Genomic DNA, 14833 nt, shown 5'->3' on the forward strand with positions numbered 1-14833 from the left:
CGAAAGCCGTTGACGCCGCCCGCGGTGGCAGGCGTTTTGCTTGGCAAAACAAGCCCTAATTCGCTATACGCCATCGCAGGATGGCAGCCGCAAACTGTGCTCCAGTGATGGTTGTTCTGGTTCGGGCCGGCACTCTGAGCGTGCGATAGTGCCGAATCGAGAAAGCTGTTCGATGCCGCGAGTTTAGCGCCAGATCCGGCCGCGTGCCGGGCTGGCCCCAGGAAGGGGGATTGTGCCACATGCGAAGCGCGTCGGGAGGCCCCCGCGTCCTGCTCAGACGGCTTCGCGAGACCATGGCGGAGCAGGTCTCGGCACAGGAGCGACTCGACAAGATCGTGGTGCTGATCGCGGCCAACATGGTCGCGGAGGTCTGCTCGGTCTATGTGCTTCGCGTCGACAACACGCTCGAGCTCTACGCCACCGAAGGTCTGAACCGCGACGCCGTTCACATGACCGTGCTGAGCGCGCATGAGGGCCTCGTCGGCCTCGTCGCGAGCGAGGCGACGCCGCTCAATCTGAACGACGCGCAGAGCCACCCCGCCTTCTCGTATCGGCCGGAAACCGGCGAAGAGATCTACCACTCCTTCCTTGGCGTGCCGATCCTGCGCGCCGGCAACACGCTCGGCGTGCTGGTGGTGCAGAACCGCGCCAAGCGCACCTATGTCGAGGAAGAGGTCGAGGCGCTGCAGACCACCGCGATGGTGCTCGCCGAGATGATCGCCTCCGGCGAGCTCGCAGCGCTCGCCCAGCCCGGCGCCGAGCCGGCGGCGCGGCACTCGATCCACAAGACCGGCACCGTGCTGTCCGATGGCATCGCGCTCGGCCACGTCGTGCTGCACGAGCCGCGCGTCGTCATCAACAACTACATCGCCGAGGATCTGCCGAAGGAGATCAAGCGGCTCGACGCCGCGCTGCTCAAGCTGCGCGCCGACCTCGACCGCATGCTGGAGCGCGGTGACGTCGCCGATGGCGGCGAGCACCGCGAGGTGCTCGAAGCCTATCGCATGTTCGCCAACGACCAGGGCTGGTCGCACAAGCTGCACGAGGCGGTCGCGACCGGCCTCACGGCGGAAGCCGCCGTCGAGCGCGTGCAGTCCGACACCCGCGCCCGCATGCTGCGCTCCACCGATCCGTATTTGCGCGAGCGGCTGCACGATCTCGAGGACCTCGGCTACCGGCTGCTGCGCCAACTGGTGGGCCAGGACCACGCGCCCCGGCGCGAGCACCTGCCCGACAATGCCATCCTGATCGCGCGCGCAATGGGCCCGGCGGCGCTGCTCGACTACGACCGCAAGCGGCTGCGCGGCCTCGTGCTCGAGGAAGGCACTGCCAACTCGCATGTCGCGATCGTGGCGCGTGCGCTCGGCATTCCCGCCGTCGGCGAGGTGCCGAACGCGCCGGGCATCGCCGATCCCGGCGACGCCATCATCGTCGATGGCACGTCGGGCTCGATCTACGTTCGGCCGTCGTCCGAGATCGAGTCCGCCTATGCCGAGCGGGTGCGCTTCCGCGCTCGCCGCCAGGCGCAATATGGCGAGCTGCGCAACAAGCCCTGCGTGACCAAGGACGGCCAGCCGATCGAGCTGATGATCAATGCGGGCCTGGTCATTGACCTGCCGCATATCGAGGACACCGGCAGCGCCGGCATCGGCCTGTTCCGCACCGAGCTGCAATTCATGGTGTCCGCCAGCCTGCCGCGCTCGAGCGACCAGCTGGCGCTGTATCGCACGGTTCTCGACGCCGCCGGCCACAAGCCGGTCACGTTCCGCACTTTGGACATCGGCGGCGACAAGGCGCTGCCCTACATGGAGACCGTGATCGAGGAGAATCCGGCGCTCGGCTGGCGCGCGATCCGCCTCGGCCTCGACCGTCCGGGCCTGCTGCGCGGCCAGATCCGGGCGCTGCTGCGCGCCGGCGGCGGCCGCTCGCTGCGCATCATGTTCCCGATGATCTCGGAAGTCGCCGAGTTCGACACGGCCAAGGCGATCGTCGAGCGCGAGCTGACTTACTTGCGCCAGCACGGTCACACGCTGCCGGAGCGCGTCGACGTCGGCACCATGCTCGAGGTCCCGGCGCTGCTGTATCAGCTCGACGAGCTGCTTTCGAAGGTCGATTTCATCTCGGTCGGCTCGAACGACCTGTTCCAGTTCCTGTTCGCGGTCGATCGCGGCAATGCCAAGGTCTCCGAGCGCTTCGACACGCTGTCGACGCCGATCCTGCGGGCGTTGCAGCAGATCGTGCACAAGGCCAAGGCGGCCAAGCGGTCGGTGTCGCTGTGCGGCGAGATGGCCTCCAAGCCGATCGGCGCGCTGGCGCTGATCTCGCTCGGCTACCGCTCGCTGTCGCTGTCGGCCACCGCGCACGGCCCTGTGAAGGCGATGATCCTCGAACTCGACGCCGGCAAGGCGGCGACGAAGATGGCCGAATGGCTGGCCGCACCGGCTGGCAGCTTCTCGATGCGGCAGAAGCTGACCGAGTTCGCCGAGAGCGAAGGCCTCGCGCTGTAGCGGGCCCGTCGCGCCAAGCGTCTTCCGTTCGTATCGTTTGCTCCTAGATCAGATTGCATCATGTCGTCGCTTCCCGAAGCCAAACTGGATGTCCTGCTCGCGCATCACGCCTCGCTCGAGGCGGAGCTGCTCGGCCAGGTCAATTCCGACCGCTACGTGCAGATCACCCGCGAACTCGCCGAGCTCAATCCGCTGATCGACGCGGTGAAGGCGTATCGCGCCGGCGTCAAGGAGCTCGCCGAGACGGAGGCGCTCATCGCCGATCCCACCACCGACGCCGAGATGCGCGCGATGGCCGAGGCCGAGCGCGACGAGCTGATCGCGCGCCGCGGCGAGCTGGAGCAGCAGATCCGCGTCGCGCTGCTTCCGAAGGATGCGATGGACGACCGCAACGTCGTGCTTGAAATCCGCGCCGGCACCGGCGGCGACGAGGCCTCTTTGTTCGCCGGCGACCTGTTCCGGATGTATGAGCGCTTCGCCGCCCTGCAGGGCTGGAAGGTCGAGGTGATCTCGGCCTCCGAAGGCACCGTCGGCGGCTACAAGGAAATCATCGCCGAGGTGCAGGGCCGCGGCGCCTTCGCCAAGCTGAAATTCGAATCCGGGGTGCACCGCGTGCAGCGCGTGCCCGATACCGAGACCCAGGGGCGCATCCACACCTCGGCCGCCACGGTTGCCGTGCTGCCGGAGGTCGAGGAGGTCGATGTCGACATCAAGCAGGACGACCTGCGCATCGAGACCATGCGCGCCCAAGGCGCCGGCGGCCAGCACGTCAACAAGACGGAATCGGCGATCCGCATCACCCACATCCCGACCGGGATCGTCGTGATGATGCAGGACAGCCGCTCGCAGCACAAGAACCGCGCCTCCGCGATGAACATCCTGCGCTCGCGCATCTACGACGCCGAGCGGCAGAAGGTCGACGCGGCGCGCTCGGCCGAGCGCAAGGAGAAGGTCGGCTCCGGCGACCGCTCCGAGCGCATCCGTACCTATAATTTCCCGCAAGGGCGCGTCACCGACCACCGCATCAACCTGACGCTCTACAAGCTGCCGCAGGTGATCGCGGGCGAAGCGCTGGGCGAACTGATCGACGCGCTGACGACCGAGCACCAGGCAGCCCAGCTCGCCGCGCAAGGTGCGGCGGCGTGATGCGCACCGGCGCATTGCAGGAGGCGATGCGACGCTGCCCCGACACAAACGGTGTCGTCCCGGCGAACGCCGGGACCCATAATCACCGGCCTTCGTGGCTGTCACAGAAGGCAACTCCGACCGCCCGTCCCGCAACGGCACGGCGTATGGATCCCCGCGTTCGCGGGGATGACGCGTGGAGGGAGCTTGCGCGATGACCGGCCTCATCGCCGGCGTGACGATCGATGCCGCCCGCCGTGCCCTGGCCGCACGCTTTGCAGATGCGGGCCTCGACTCGCCCGAGCTCGATGCGCGGCTGCTGATCGGCCATGCGCTGCAGCTCGACCTCACCGGGCTCGTGATGCACGGGAGACGACAGCTCTCCCATGACGACGCGCAGCGCCTGGAAACGCTGATGCAGCGCCGGCTGGCCGGCGAACCGGTCGCCCGCCTCCTCGGCACCAAAGAGTTCTGGGGCCTGGACCTGCGATTGTCGGCCGATACGCTGGTGCCGCGACCGGACACTGAGACCGTGGTCGAGCTGGCACTGGAACATCTCGCGGCCGGCGGCGACCTGAAGCGTCGCTTGCGCATCGCCGATCTCGGCACGGGCTCCGGCGCGATCCTGCTGGCGCTGCTGTCCGAGCTGCCGTGGGCCTTTGGACTGGGCACCGACATCAGCTTGGCCGCGCTGACGACCGCGCGGGACAATGCGCGCGCGCTCGGATTGGCCGACCGCGCTGGCTTCGTTGCCTGCTCCTACGCCGCAGCGCTGGCTGTAGGTTTCGACCTGATCGTGTCGAACCCGCCCTACATCCCGTCGTCCGAGATCGGCGCGCTCGACGCCGAGGTGCGCGCTCATGATCCGCTACGCGCACTGGACGGGGGCAAGGACGGGCTCGACGCCTACCGCGCGCTAATCCCGCAGGCAGCGGCCCTGCTTCAGCCCGGCGGCGCTGTCATCGTGGAGGTCGGGCTTGGCCAGAGTGACGACGTCGCTGCATTGATGGTGAGGGCCGGCCTGACGGCCGATTCCTCGACGATCCGGGCCGATCTGGCCGGTATTCCCCGAACCGTCATGGGCTTAAAAAAGCTCCGGTAAAGGTCGGGGGATATAGAAAAAGCTCTTGGAATATCCCCCGGGAGCGACTACGTTCCACCCATAGCACCGGCGCAGGCCACGACGAGCGGTATTCACGGAACACCGCAGCAGTCAGATGCCAGAGAGCCGCGCCGGGCGATAGGTTCCAGAACGCAGATCTGCTGAGCGCGAGAGCCGGATGGCTGCGCAGCCCGCGACTGCAAAGCGAACGAAAGCCTGACTTTGCACTTGAGGTCTTACGCTAAGCAAACTGGGTCGGTCGTGGCGCATCTCGCCGTGGCTGGCTGAATGACGTGGTTCGCTGGTCCCAGGGGGCTGGCGGGTGGGGAACGCGTTTTGAACGCGCTTTTGTCGAGAGAATCGGCTGTCGATCACATCGGCATGGGTCGAACCGGCATGTCGGAACCGGCATGGGTCGGATGGGCCATTTGGACCGCGCACGAGGCGTCCGAGCCCGGCGAAGGTAATTCAATACGCTTTCGGTATTCCGATAACAATCAGTGCTCACTATCAGTGCTCAGCAATCGGTGCTCCTAACGCAGGGTTGGAATAAAGGCAGGACATGAGAAACGGTCAGAACAACAAGCGGATGCGCAACCGGAACAGCGGCGGTAACAACAACAATAACCGGCGCGGCCAGAATCCGCTGACCAGGGTGTTCGAGTCCAATGGACCGGACATCAAGATCCGCGGTACCGCCTCTCATGTCGCCGAGAAATATGTCCAGCTTGCCCGCGACGCCCGCTCCTCGGGTGACCCCGTTGCCGCCGAGAACTACTACCAGCACGCCGAGCACTATTTCCGCCTGATTGCCGCCGCGCAAGAGCAGTTCCGCCAGAACCAGCCGCAGCAGCAACCGCGCAACGCCGATGACCTGACCGTCGACGACCTCGATGATGAAGGCGAGAGCTTCTCGCATTTCGGCCAGGAGCCCGGCTTCGTTCCGGCCCAGCCGCAGCCTCAACCCCAACCCTTCATGCGCGATCGCGAAGGCGGCCAGCGCGAGCGCGGCGACAACCAGCCCTATCAGCGCGAGCAGCAGCCGCGCGAGCATCGCGAAGCGCGTGAGCATCGCGAGCCGCGCGAACACCGCGAGCCGCGCGAGCACCGTGAACCGCGTGAGCATCGCGAGCGGGAGCCGCGCGAGCACCGCGAGCGTCCGCAGCCCGTCCAGTACCAGCCCCAGCCGCAACCCCAGCCCGTCATCGCCGACAGCGGGGTCGATCGGTTGCCGTCCTTCATCACCGGCCCGCAGCCGCAGATCGCCAATGCCCCGGCCGCCTTCGAGGGCGCTGCCGAGCGCTATCCGCGCCGCCGCCGGCGTCCGCATGGTCCGCGCGGCGAAGCAGCCGCTGCTGCGCCGGCGCCGAGCGAGGACCTCAATCCGGGCGAATAGCGATTTCGCTCCGTCATGACGAAACGGGTGGGCCCTGAGCCCACCCGTTTTTCTTTGCGCTGAGAGGCACGCAGGGAGCAACCCGGTGTCATCCGTCGCGCGACGGCAGACCGACCTCGCGGCGGCCGGAGCCACCGGATCCTGGGGCCGACGGTGACGGCGCCAGCACGGGTTCGAGTCGTGGGATCAGCCGGATGCGCTCGCGGCGCGCCGGGATCACCCGGTAGACCTGCTTGGTCGCCTCGACGATGTGGACACCGGCGAACGGCAGCGACAGCGCAGCGCCGACGCGCTCCCAGGCCATCGCCGATTTCAGGAACCAGCCACCGACCGGGGGCATGAACAGCGCCTCGCCCCAGCCGGTCGGCGTGAACCAGGTCTGCCGCAGCAACTGCGTGATCTGCGAGCGGGAATAGGGCCGGCCATGGCCGAATGGCGTGTTGTCGGTCCGCGTCCAGACGCCGCGCCGGTTCGGGATCACGATGATCATGCGTCCCGCCGGCGCCAGCACCCGCCACATCTCCCGCAGCAGCCCGGCCGGGTCGTCCGACATCTCCAGCGCATGCACGATCAGGATGCGGTCGACCGCCGCATCGGGCAGCGGCAGCGAGAACTCGTCCACCAGCGAGGCCAGGGTCGGCCGCGCCGTCGGCCATTTCAGCACCCCCTGCGCCGCCGGCATAAAGGCGATGCAGCGTTCGGAATCCTCGCGGAACAAGCCGAGATAGGGCGTGGGATAGCCGATGCCGAGCACCCGCTGCCCGGCCGCGTTCGGCCAGCGCGCGCGGATGCCGCGGTTGATCAAGAGCCGCGCGACGATCCCGAGGCGACCCGAATAGAAATTCCGCAGATCGATCACGTCCATGACGTCAATGTATCATGCGGGCGCGCGCTGCCACGCGCCGAATATTGCGTTGCGCCTCCAGCGTTAACGCCATATCTCTGCCCGGGACATCGGAGGCGCCCCGCAGCGCTGCGCCCGGGCTCCGCTTCCACGACCTTCTGGCATCGCGAGCGCTACCATCGTGCCTCGCCCGGTCCCGCCGACGGAGACATCATGGCCGCCGACATCCGCGTCTTCACCTGCCTGTCCGACAATTTCGGCTATCTGATCCATAACCCCGCGACCGGCGCGACTGCCTCGATCGACGCCCCCGAGGCCGGACCGATCGTCCGGCAATTGGACGCCGAAGGCTGGACGCTCACCGACATCCTGATCACGCATCATCATCACGACCATGTCGGCGGCGTCGCCGAGCTCAAGCAGAAATATGGCTGCCGGGTGGTCGCGCCGCACGACAAGACGACGGCGATCGCCAACGTCGACCTGCGCGTCGCCCATGGCGATGTCGTGAAGATCGGCGAGCTGCTCGCGCGCGTGCTGGAAACGCCCGGCCATACGCTCGACCACGTCTCCTACGTGTTCGACGCCGACAAGGCGTTGTTTGCGGCCGACACGCTGTTCTCGGTCGGCTGCGGCCGCGTGTTCGAAGGCACCTATCCGATGATGTGGGACTCGCTTCTCAAGCTGCGCGCGCTGCCGGACGACTTCCGGCTCTATTGCGGCCACGAATACACAGCCTCGAACGTCAAATTCGCGCTCACCGTCGACGGAGACAACGAGGCGCTGAAGGCTCGCGCCGAGGAAGTCACGCGGCTCCGTGCCGCCAACCGGCCGACCATTCCGTCGCTGCTGGGCGACGAGAAGACCGCCAACGTGTTCCTGCGCGCCGACGATCCGGCCGTCGCTTTGCGGCTGCGCATGAAGGGCGCCAGCGCCGAGCAGGTGTTCGGCGAACTGCGTGAGCGCAAGAACAAGTCGTAAGGCTGAGGACGACGATGACCACGCTCTCGGCTGCCGACATCATCGCGCGCCTTGGTCTGCAGCCGCATCCGGAGGGCGGACATTTTCGCGAGACGTTTCGCGATCCGGCCGTGGACGCCTCCGGCCGCGCCGCATCGACCTTGATCTATTTCCTGCTCGCCCGCGGCGAGCGTTCGCATTGGCACCGGGTCGACGCGGTCGAGACCTGGCACTTCTATGCCGGGGCAGCGCTGACCTTGCGGATCGCCGCCGAAGGCCAGGCGCCGCAAACGACGACGCTGGGGATCGACCTCGCAGCCGGCCAGCAACCGCAGGCGATCGTCCCTGCCTATGCCTGGCAAGCCGCCGAGAGCGCCGGCGATTGGACGCTCGTCGGCTGCACGGTGGCGCCGGGCTTCATGTTCGAAGGATTCGAACTCGCGCCGCCCGGCTGGGAGCCGGAGGTCTGAGTCAGGCGCTCGCGCCCGCGACCTTCGCGGCCGGCTCGGCGAAGCGCTGGCGCTCCTGGGCGAGGAAGCCGGAAATCGCGTCGGCCGGCATCGGCTTCGCGAAGTAGTAGCCCTGGATGTAGTCCGCGCCCAAACGCCGGAGGCTGTCGAGCTGCTCCTTGGTCTCGACACCTTCGACCACACACGAGATTTCCATGTCGGCGCAGAGGCCGGTCAGCGACTTGATGATCTTGTGGCTGATCGGGTTGGCATTGACGTCGCTCACGAAACTGCGGTCAACCTTGAGCTTGTCGAGCGGCAGCCGGTGAACGTGGCTGAGCGACGAGTAGCCGGTGCCGAAATCGTCCAGCGAGATGCCGCAACCGATCGCCTTCAGCGCCGCGATCGACTGCTCGGCGCGGGCGAAATCAAAGGTGACGGCGGTCTCCGTGATCTCGAACTCGATTCGGCGCGGCGGAACGCCGCTGGCATGAATGACCGCCAGCAGCGGAATAACACCGTCCGGCGAGCAGATGTCGTGCGCGGAGAGATTGAACGACACGCGAATGTCGTCCGGCCAGGTCCGCGCCGCCGCGAGCGCCTTGACCAGCAGACAGCGCGTCAGGCTGCGGATGACGCCGATCCGCTCGGCCGCCGGGATGAAGCTTGCGGGCGACACCGTTCCCAGCTTGGGGCTGTGCCAGCGCGCCAGGACCTCGAATCCGGTGGTGCGCGAATTCGTCGCGTCCATGATCGGCTGAAACGCCAGATCCATCTCGGCTTCGAAATCGGCCGTGCGCAACAGGTGCTCGATCACGCTGCGGCTGCGGATCTCCGCCTCGAGCTCGGTCGAGAAGATGATGGCCTGGCCGCGGGCGCGGCGCTTGGCGTGGTAGAGCGCATAGTCGGCGCATTCGTACAGCGCATCCGCGGCCATGGCCGAGCGCGGATATAGCGCAAAGCCGGTCGAGCACGACAGGCCGGTATGCGTCGTGTCGAACTGATAGGGCAGCTTGATCAGCTCGGTGATCTGCCGTCCGAGGTTGAGCAGATCGTCGTCCGTGGGGTTGCCGGCGACCACCAGTCCGAACTCGTCGCCGCCGAGCCGGGCGAGATGGACCTGGCCGCCATGGCCGGCACAGGCGTCGCGGACGCGGCGCGCGGCCTCCATCAGCACGCGGTCGCCGACCGTATGTCCATAGGTATCGTTGATCGGCTTGAAGCCGTCGAGATCAATGATGCCGACAGCGAGCCGCGTGCCGTCCCGCTCGGCCTCGGCGAATGCCTGCGTGAGCTCCGAGAAGAAGCGGCGGCGATTGGGCAGATCGGTCAGCGCGTCCAAATTGGCGAGGCGGAAGTTTTCATCCGACAGCGCTTGCGTCGCGGCCTGCTCCGCGAGCAGCGATTTGCGGCTGGCGACGAGCGCGGCGAAATCCCGATAGTAGATGAACAGCACCGTGACCATGGCGCCGGACACGAGCAACTGATTGACCGCGATCGCACGCAGCGCGTGAACGCCCGTGGACATGAAGAAGATGACGTAGGGGACGATGACCACAAGGGTCACGATCAGCGCCGCGGAGCGCAAATGCATCAGGCAGAAGATGATGCCGATGACCGTGACCGCCATGTAGAACGCGACCTGCCCCTTGGCGAACGGATCGCCATAGGGAAACAACGCGAATGACCAGACGACGAACAGCGCCCCGATCGGGCCGGCGATCCGGTTGGTGACGCGCAGGTTACGCAGCACCTCGGCGTCGTTGCTGGCGGCCTCGCCCTGCCGCAGCCACCACAGCATGCGCGCGCCGGTAATCGTCGATAGCAGGGCCGGCACCGAAATCGTGAGCCACGTCGGCGCCAGCGGCAGGAACGTGTAGGCGAGCGCCAGGCTGTTGGTGATGAGAATGAAATAGAGCAGCGGCACCTGCTTCGAGAACGCCTGGAACTGCGCGCGCGTCAGCTCGGGATTGTCGGCGGGGACGCGAAACAACTCCCCCGCGCGGGCCATGTAACGTCTCACGTCCGGCATCGCCGCCCCGTTGTCAGCACCATTTCCCGCGAACTATCGCGCGGGACGGGTAAAGGGCGGGTTAGGTGCAGACCGCGCCAAACCGTAATCGGCGGTTGTGAGCTACCGGCCGGCGCGCTGGTTTTGCGCACGGTTAAGTGCGCATCAAGGATAACCGGCGGATTCGGGCCGCCGTACCGAAGTCCGCATGCGAGCGGGCACCGCCTGACTTTCGCTCAACCTGACGCGGTCAGCGCTTGCGCAGAAGGAACATGTCCTTGGCCGCGACCAGACCGCCGCCGGCGATCAGCAGCGCCGCCACGGCGATGGTCGCGCTCGGCCGCGCGTAGCCGGCAACGATCAGGAACGCCGTCGACAGCAGCGGCGTCGCATAGGACGCCGCACCGAGCACCCGAATGTCGCCCCGCTTCATGCCGATGTCCCAGGCGTAGAACGCAGCACCCACCGGGCCGATGCCGAGACCGGCAACAGCGAGCCACTGCGTCGGGCTGTCGGGCCAGACCGTTCGCTCGACCGCAACATGGACCAGGGCCGCCAGCGCGGACGTCGCCAGGCAGAAGCCGGCGACCGCATCGGTCGGCACCGCCTTCAGACGACGCGAGAGCACCGAATAGATCGCCCACACGAACGCCGCGACGAAGGCGGCCGCAAGCCCCGGCAACTGGCTCGCAGCGAAGCTCGCACCGTTGCCGAGCAACAGCAGCGCGGTTCCGACGAGACCGATCGCGGCGCCGATGACGTGATGGACCGCCAGGCGCTCGCCAGGCAGGAAGGCCGAGAACAGCACGATCAGCAGCGGCCAGAGATAGTTCAGCAGCCCGGCTTCCGCCGGCGGCGCGAAGCGCAGCGCCAGGAAATACAGCGCGTGATAGCCGAACAGGCCGCCGACGCCCACGGCCCACGCCCTCGCCGGCTGCCGCAACACCTGCAGCCCATCCGGTCGACGCAACACACTGAGCAGGCCGACCGCGCCGCCGACAGCAAAGGTCATTGCCGCAAGCTGGAAGGCGGGGATCGTACCCGTCGCCACCGTCAACAAGGCGAGCAGCGACCACATCAGGATCGCGGTCAGACCGATCAGGGTCGCAGTTCGCTGGGACATCAGGCGGCAGGCTCCGTCACGGCCGGCTCATGCCGGCCACCACGCCTTCGTCCGTGCGGGAAGCGTCCAAGACGTGAATGCCCGCGGCGAGCGCGAGCGTTCGATTTCCTTAACCGCAGAAGGCGGCCGGAGGCAACGCCGCCGGCGCGGATCACACCATGTACTGGCCGCCATTGACCGACAGCGTCGAGCCGGTGATGGCTCCCGCCTCATCCGCCGCGAGGAACACCACGGCGCGCGCGATCTCCTCGGGCTCGCCGAGGCGCCCCACCGGAATCAGCGGCAGAATGGCTTTCTCGAGCACGTCCTTCGGCACCGCCTGCACCATCTCGGTGTTGATGTAGCCCGGGCAGATCACGTTGACGGTAATGCCGGCCTTGGCCGTCTCCAGCGCGAGCGCCTTGGTGAAGCCGATGTCGCCGGCCTTCGCCGCGGAGTAGTTGACTTGGCCAAACTGGCCCTTCTGGCCGTTGATCGAGGAGATGTTGATGATGCGGCCGAACTTGCGCGCGCGCATGCCCTCGATGACCGGGCGGGTCATGTTGAACAGCGAGCCGAGATTGGTGTTGATGACGGCGCTCCACTGCTCGAGCGTCATCTTGTGGAAGGCCGTGTCACGGGTGATGCCGGCATTGTTGATCAGCACGTCGATGGGACCGAGATCGGCTTCGACCTTCTTGATGCCTTCGCCGCAGGCCTCGAACGAGCTGACGTCCCATTTGTAGACGGGGATCTCGGTCTCGCTCTTGAACTTCTCCGCAGCGGCATCGTTGCCGCCGTAATTCGCCGCGACCTTGTATCCCGCCGCCTTCAGCGCCTTGCTGATCGCCGCTCCGATACCGCGCGTCCCCCCGGTCACCAACGCCACACGTGCCATGTCGAATCCTTCCCTCGATGACTGATCGCACAGGACAACCTCTGGCTGCCACCGTGCATACCGTTGTTATTGGATCATGAAACGTCGTGCGACGATCAACTTGCCGCATGACCATCGATGCTCGCTCAACTCCATTTTTTTAGTGGTCGATTATGCGACGTGTTTGACGGACATCAAGAACAAAACGCCCGGCGAGATCGCCGGGCGTTGATCTTTAGTTGAGCTGGACGCGATTGCGAAGATTGAACGGTTCGCAGTCAGTGCCGGCTTTTTAGTCGCGTGCGACGCACAGCGCGATGCCCATGCCACCGCCGATGCACAGCGTCGCGAGGCCCTTCTTGGCGTCGCGCTTCTGCATCTCATGCAGCAGGGTCACGAGCACGCGCGCGCCGGATGCACCGATTGGATGGCCGATCGCGATCGCACCGCCGTTGACGTTGACCTTGGCCGGATCCCAGCCGAGGTCCTTGTTCACGGCACAGGCCTGCGCGGCGAACGCCTCGTTGGCTTCGATCAGGTCGAGGTCGGCGATATTCCAGCCGGCCTTCTTCAGCGCCGTGCGCGACGCCGGGATCGGGCCGGTGCCCATGATCTTCGGGTCGACGCCGGCCTGTCCCCAGGACACGATCCGGGCGAGCGGGGTCTTGCCTTCCTTGGCGGCCTGCTTGGCGGTCATCAACACCACGGCCGCTGCGCCGTCATTGATGCCCGACGCGTTGCCGGCGGTGACCGTGCCGTCCTTCTCGAAGGCCGCACGCAGCTTGGCCATGGCCTCGACCGTCGCGCCATGACGCGGGTATTCGTCGGTGTCGACCACGGTGTCGCCCTTGCGGCTCTTGACCGTCACGGGCGCGATCTCGTCCTTGAACCTGCCGGATTTCTGAGCGGCCTCGGCCTTGTTCTGCGATGCAACGGCGAACTCGTCCTGCTGCGCGCGGGTGATCTGATATTGCTTCGCAACGTTCTCGGCGGTGTTGCCCATGTGATAGCCGTTGAAGGCATCCCACAGACCGTCCTTGATCATCGTGTCGACCAGATCGAGCGAGCCCATCTTCACGCCGGCGCGCAGGTATTGCGCATGCGCCGCCATGCTCATCGACTCCTGGCCGCCGGCGACGACGATGTCGGAGTCGCCATTGACGAGCGCCTGGTAGCCCAGCGCGACGGAGCGCAGGCCCGAGCCGCACAGCTGGTTGATGCCCCAGGCCGGGCTTTCCACCGGAATGCCGGCGGCGATCGAGGCCTGACGGGCCGGGTTCTGGCCCTGAGCTGCGGTCAGGATCTGCCCCAGAATGACTTCGGACACACGGCCCGGCTCGATGCCGGCGCGTTCCAGTGCGGCCTTGATGGCGACAGCGCCCAGCTCATGGGCCGGAACACTGGCAAAGGCACCGTTGAAGCTTCCAACCGGGGTACGGGCGGCACTGACGATGACGACATCGTCTGACATGGGCATCTCCTGGGGTTCTTGATCTTGGACGTGAAAGCGAGGGCTTGAGAACTTGAGGGTATTTGAAATGAAAATGATCTTTTCAGTTCACGGTCGTGCCGGCCGTCCGCAAGCCCCGGATTGGCGAGTGCGAAACCTTCGCGCTTCATCCTGTTAACGTCGTTGCGACATGTCAATTGGCGGCATCAGCAATTCCTGTTGCAGCGCATTCAAATTGGGATGCTTGGCCGTTTCGTGAGCAAGATTTCTGCTGCGGGATTAACCGTTCCGCACAAAACCGTAGCCGAACTCGCCCGAAAGTGATTACGTTATTGCATTGCGTAGCTCTTCGCCCTGCGGCGACGCCGCCGGGTTCCCTGTTCTCGGTTTGCATGTGTGAGCTCATGGCGAAATCTGACCAACCCACCACAATCAAGAAATACGCGAACCGGCGGCTCTACAATACCGGGACGAGTACCTACGTGACCCTCGAAGATCTTGCCTCGATGGTTAAGAACGGGGAGGATTTCCTAGTCTACGACGCCAAGACCGGCGACGACATCACGCGCTCCGTACTCGCCCAGATCATCTTCGAACAGGAGAACAAGGCCGGCCAGAACCTGCTGCCGACCACGTTCCTGCGCCAGCTCATCCGCTTCTACGGCGACAGCATGCAGATGGTGGTGCCGAAATACCTTGAGCAGTCGATCGATACCCTGACCAGAGAGCAGGAAAAGTTCCGCAAGCAGATCGCTGACACCTTCAGCGGGACGCCATTCGCGCCGCTCGAGGAGCAGGTGCGCCGCAACATGGAGCTGTTCCAGCAGACCTTCTCGATGTTCAAGCCGTTCGCGCCGCCGGCCCGCGGGGAGGAAAAGGCGGCCGAGCCGACCCCGGCCGCCGACGACAACATCGACGAGCTGCGTCGTCAGATGAAGGAAATGCAGGACCGGCTCGACCGCATGTCCGAGCCGAAGAAGGACGAGCAGCAAGGCTGACGCCGAAGGCCG

12 protein-coding genes are annotated in these 14833 nt (G+C 66.1%); 7 read left to right on the forward strand and 5 right to left on the reverse strand.

Features of this window, described 5'->3' with window-relative positions; all coding sequences use genetic code 11:
* The first annotated feature begins 239 nt into the window (after nucleotides 1–239).
* The 4 genes from ptsP (at nucleotide 240) to QX132_RS11405 (ending at nucleotide 6130) form a co-directional block, all read left to right on the forward strand.
* Nucleotides 240–2507: a phosphoenolpyruvate--protein phosphotransferase gene (ptsP, locus tag QX132_RS11390; RefSeq protein WP_315735256.1), complete on the forward strand. Its 2268-nt coding sequence runs from the start codon at nucleotides 240–242 to the stop codon at nucleotides 2505–2507.
* Between the two features lie 60 nt (nucleotides 2508–2567).
* Nucleotides 2568–3653, forward strand: a complete 1086-nt coding sequence (gene prfA, locus QX132_RS11395; protein ID WP_315783351.1) for a peptide chain release factor 1 — start codon at nucleotides 2568–2570, stop codon at nucleotides 3651–3653.
* 193 nt (nucleotides 3654–3846) lie between these two features.
* On the forward strand, nucleotides 3847–4734 hold the full coding sequence (gene prmC / locus QX132_RS11400) for a peptide chain release factor N(5)-glutamine methyltransferase (protein ID WP_316161189.1): 888 nt from the start codon (nucleotides 3847–3849) through the stop codon (nucleotides 4732–4734).
* Nucleotides 4735–5296: 562 nt separating this feature from the next.
* A complete protein-coding gene (locus QX132_RS11405; protein WP_315775709.1) occupies nucleotides 5297–6130 on the forward strand; it encodes a DUF4167 domain-containing protein in 834 nt (277 codons plus the stop codon).
* Between the two features lie 88 nt (nucleotides 6131–6218).
* Here the strand turns inward: QX132_RS11405 and QX132_RS11410 are convergent, their stop codons facing one another.
* Nucleotides 6219–6995, reverse strand: a complete 777-nt coding sequence (locus QX132_RS11410; RefSeq protein ID WP_315735264.1) for a class I SAM-dependent methyltransferase — start codon at nucleotides 6993–6995, stop codon at nucleotides 6219–6221.
* Nucleotides 6996–7187: 192 nt separating this feature from the next.
* Between QX132_RS11410 and gloB the strand changes: the two genes are divergently transcribed.
* Both gloB and QX132_RS11420 read left to right on the forward strand, forming a co-directional pair.
* Nucleotides 7188–7955: a hydroxyacylglutathione hydrolase gene (gene gloB, locus QX132_RS11415; protein WP_316161192.1), complete on the forward strand. Its 768-nt coding sequence runs from the start codon at nucleotides 7188–7190 to the stop codon at nucleotides 7953–7955.
* A 14-nt stretch (nucleotides 7956–7969) separates the two neighbouring features.
* On the forward strand, nucleotides 7970–8404 hold the full coding sequence (locus QX132_RS11420) for a cupin domain-containing protein (protein WP_316161193.1): 435 nt from the start codon (nucleotides 7970–7972) through the stop codon (nucleotides 8402–8404).
* A 1-nt stretch (nucleotide 8405) separates the two neighbouring features.
* Here the strand turns inward: QX132_RS11420 and QX132_RS11425 are convergent, their stop codons facing one another.
* From QX132_RS11425 to QX132_RS11440, 4 genes are all read right to left on the reverse strand, one after another.
* On the reverse strand, nucleotides 8406–10415 hold the full coding sequence (locus tag QX132_RS11425) for a putative bifunctional diguanylate cyclase/phosphodiesterase (RefSeq protein ID WP_316161194.1): 2010 nt from the start codon (nucleotides 10413–10415) through the stop codon (nucleotides 8406–8408).
* A gap of 229 nt (nucleotides 10416–10644) precedes the next feature.
* Nucleotides 10645–11517, reverse strand: coding sequence for a DMT family transporter (locus tag QX132_RS11430; RefSeq protein WP_315735272.1), 873 nt, complete (start codon nucleotides 11515–11517; stop codon nucleotides 10645–10647).
* Nucleotides 11518–11668: 151 nt separating this feature from the next.
* Nucleotides 11669–12394: a beta-ketoacyl-ACP reductase gene (locus QX132_RS11435; RefSeq protein WP_315715178.1), complete on the reverse strand. Its 726-nt coding sequence runs from the start codon at nucleotides 12392–12394 to the stop codon at nucleotides 11669–11671.
* A 271-nt stretch (nucleotides 12395–12665) separates the two neighbouring features.
* Entirely contained in the window at nucleotides 12666–13844 is a 1179-nt protein-coding gene (locus QX132_RS11440) for an acetyl-CoA C-acetyltransferase (protein ID WP_315775712.1), read from the reverse strand.
* Nucleotides 13845–14227: 383 nt separating this feature from the next.
* On the opposite strand from QX132_RS11440, the gene phaR reads away from it, so the two are divergent.
* Nucleotides 14228–14821 carry a polyhydroxyalkanoate synthesis repressor PhaR gene (phaR, locus tag QX132_RS11445; RefSeq protein WP_315735740.1) on the forward strand — a complete coding sequence of 198 codons (594 nt, stop codon included), beginning with the start codon at nucleotides 14228–14230 and terminating at the stop codon, nucleotides 14819–14821.
* The last annotated feature ends 12 nt before the right edge of the window (nucleotides 14822–14833 follow it).

The organism is Bradyrhizobium sp. SZCCHNRI20481 (assembly GCF_032485055.1).
Taxonomy (GTDB): Bacteria; Pseudomonadota; Alphaproteobacteria; order Rhizobiales; family Xanthobacteraceae; genus Bradyrhizobium.

What these genes read in the sequence shown, in the direction of transcription:
- ptsP (WP_315735256.1), top strand. Translation starts at nt 240, where the DNA reads ATGCGAAGCGCGTCGGGAGGCCCCCGCGTCCTGCTCAGACGGCTTCGC.
- prfA (WP_315783351.1), top strand. Translation starts at nt 2,568, where the DNA reads ATGTCGTCGCTTCCCGAAGCCAAACTGGATGTCCTGCTCGCGCATCAC.
- prmC (WP_316161189.1), top strand. Translation starts at nt 3,847, where the DNA reads ATGACCGGCCTCATCGCCGGCGTGACGATCGATGCCGCCCGCCGTGCC.
- QX132_RS11405 (WP_315775709.1), top strand. Translation starts at nt 5,297, where the DNA reads ATGAGAAACGGTCAGAACAACAAGCGGATGCGCAACCGGAACAGCGGC.
- QX132_RS11410 (WP_315735264.1), bottom strand. Translation starts at nt 6,995, where the DNA reads ATGGACGTGATCGATCTGCGGAATTTCTATTCGGGTCGCCTCGGGATC.
- gloB (WP_316161192.1), top strand. Translation starts at nt 7,188, where the DNA reads ATGGCCGCCGACATCCGCGTCTTCACCTGCCTGTCCGACAATTTCGGC.
- QX132_RS11420 (WP_316161193.1), top strand. Translation starts at nt 7,970, where the DNA reads ATGACCACGCTCTCGGCTGCCGACATCATCGCGCGCCTTGGTCTGCAG.
- QX132_RS11425 (WP_316161194.1), bottom strand. Translation starts at nt 10,415, where the DNA reads ATGCCGGACGTGAGACGTTACATGGCCCGCGCGGGGGAGTTGTTTCGC.
- QX132_RS11430 (WP_315735272.1), bottom strand. Translation starts at nt 11,517, where the DNA reads ATGTCCCAGCGAACTGCGACCCTGATCGGTCTGACCGCGATCCTGATG.
- QX132_RS11435 (WP_315715178.1), bottom strand. Translation starts at nt 12,394, where the DNA reads ATGGCACGTGTGGCGTTGGTGACCGGGGGGACGCGCGGTATCGGAGCG.
- QX132_RS11440 (WP_315775712.1), bottom strand. Translation starts at nt 13,844, where the DNA reads ATGTCAGACGATGTCGTCATCGTCAGTGCCGCCCGTACCCCGGTTGGA.
- phaR (WP_315735740.1), top strand. Translation starts at nt 14,228, where the DNA reads ATGGCGAAATCTGACCAACCCACCACAATCAAGAAATACGCGAACCGG.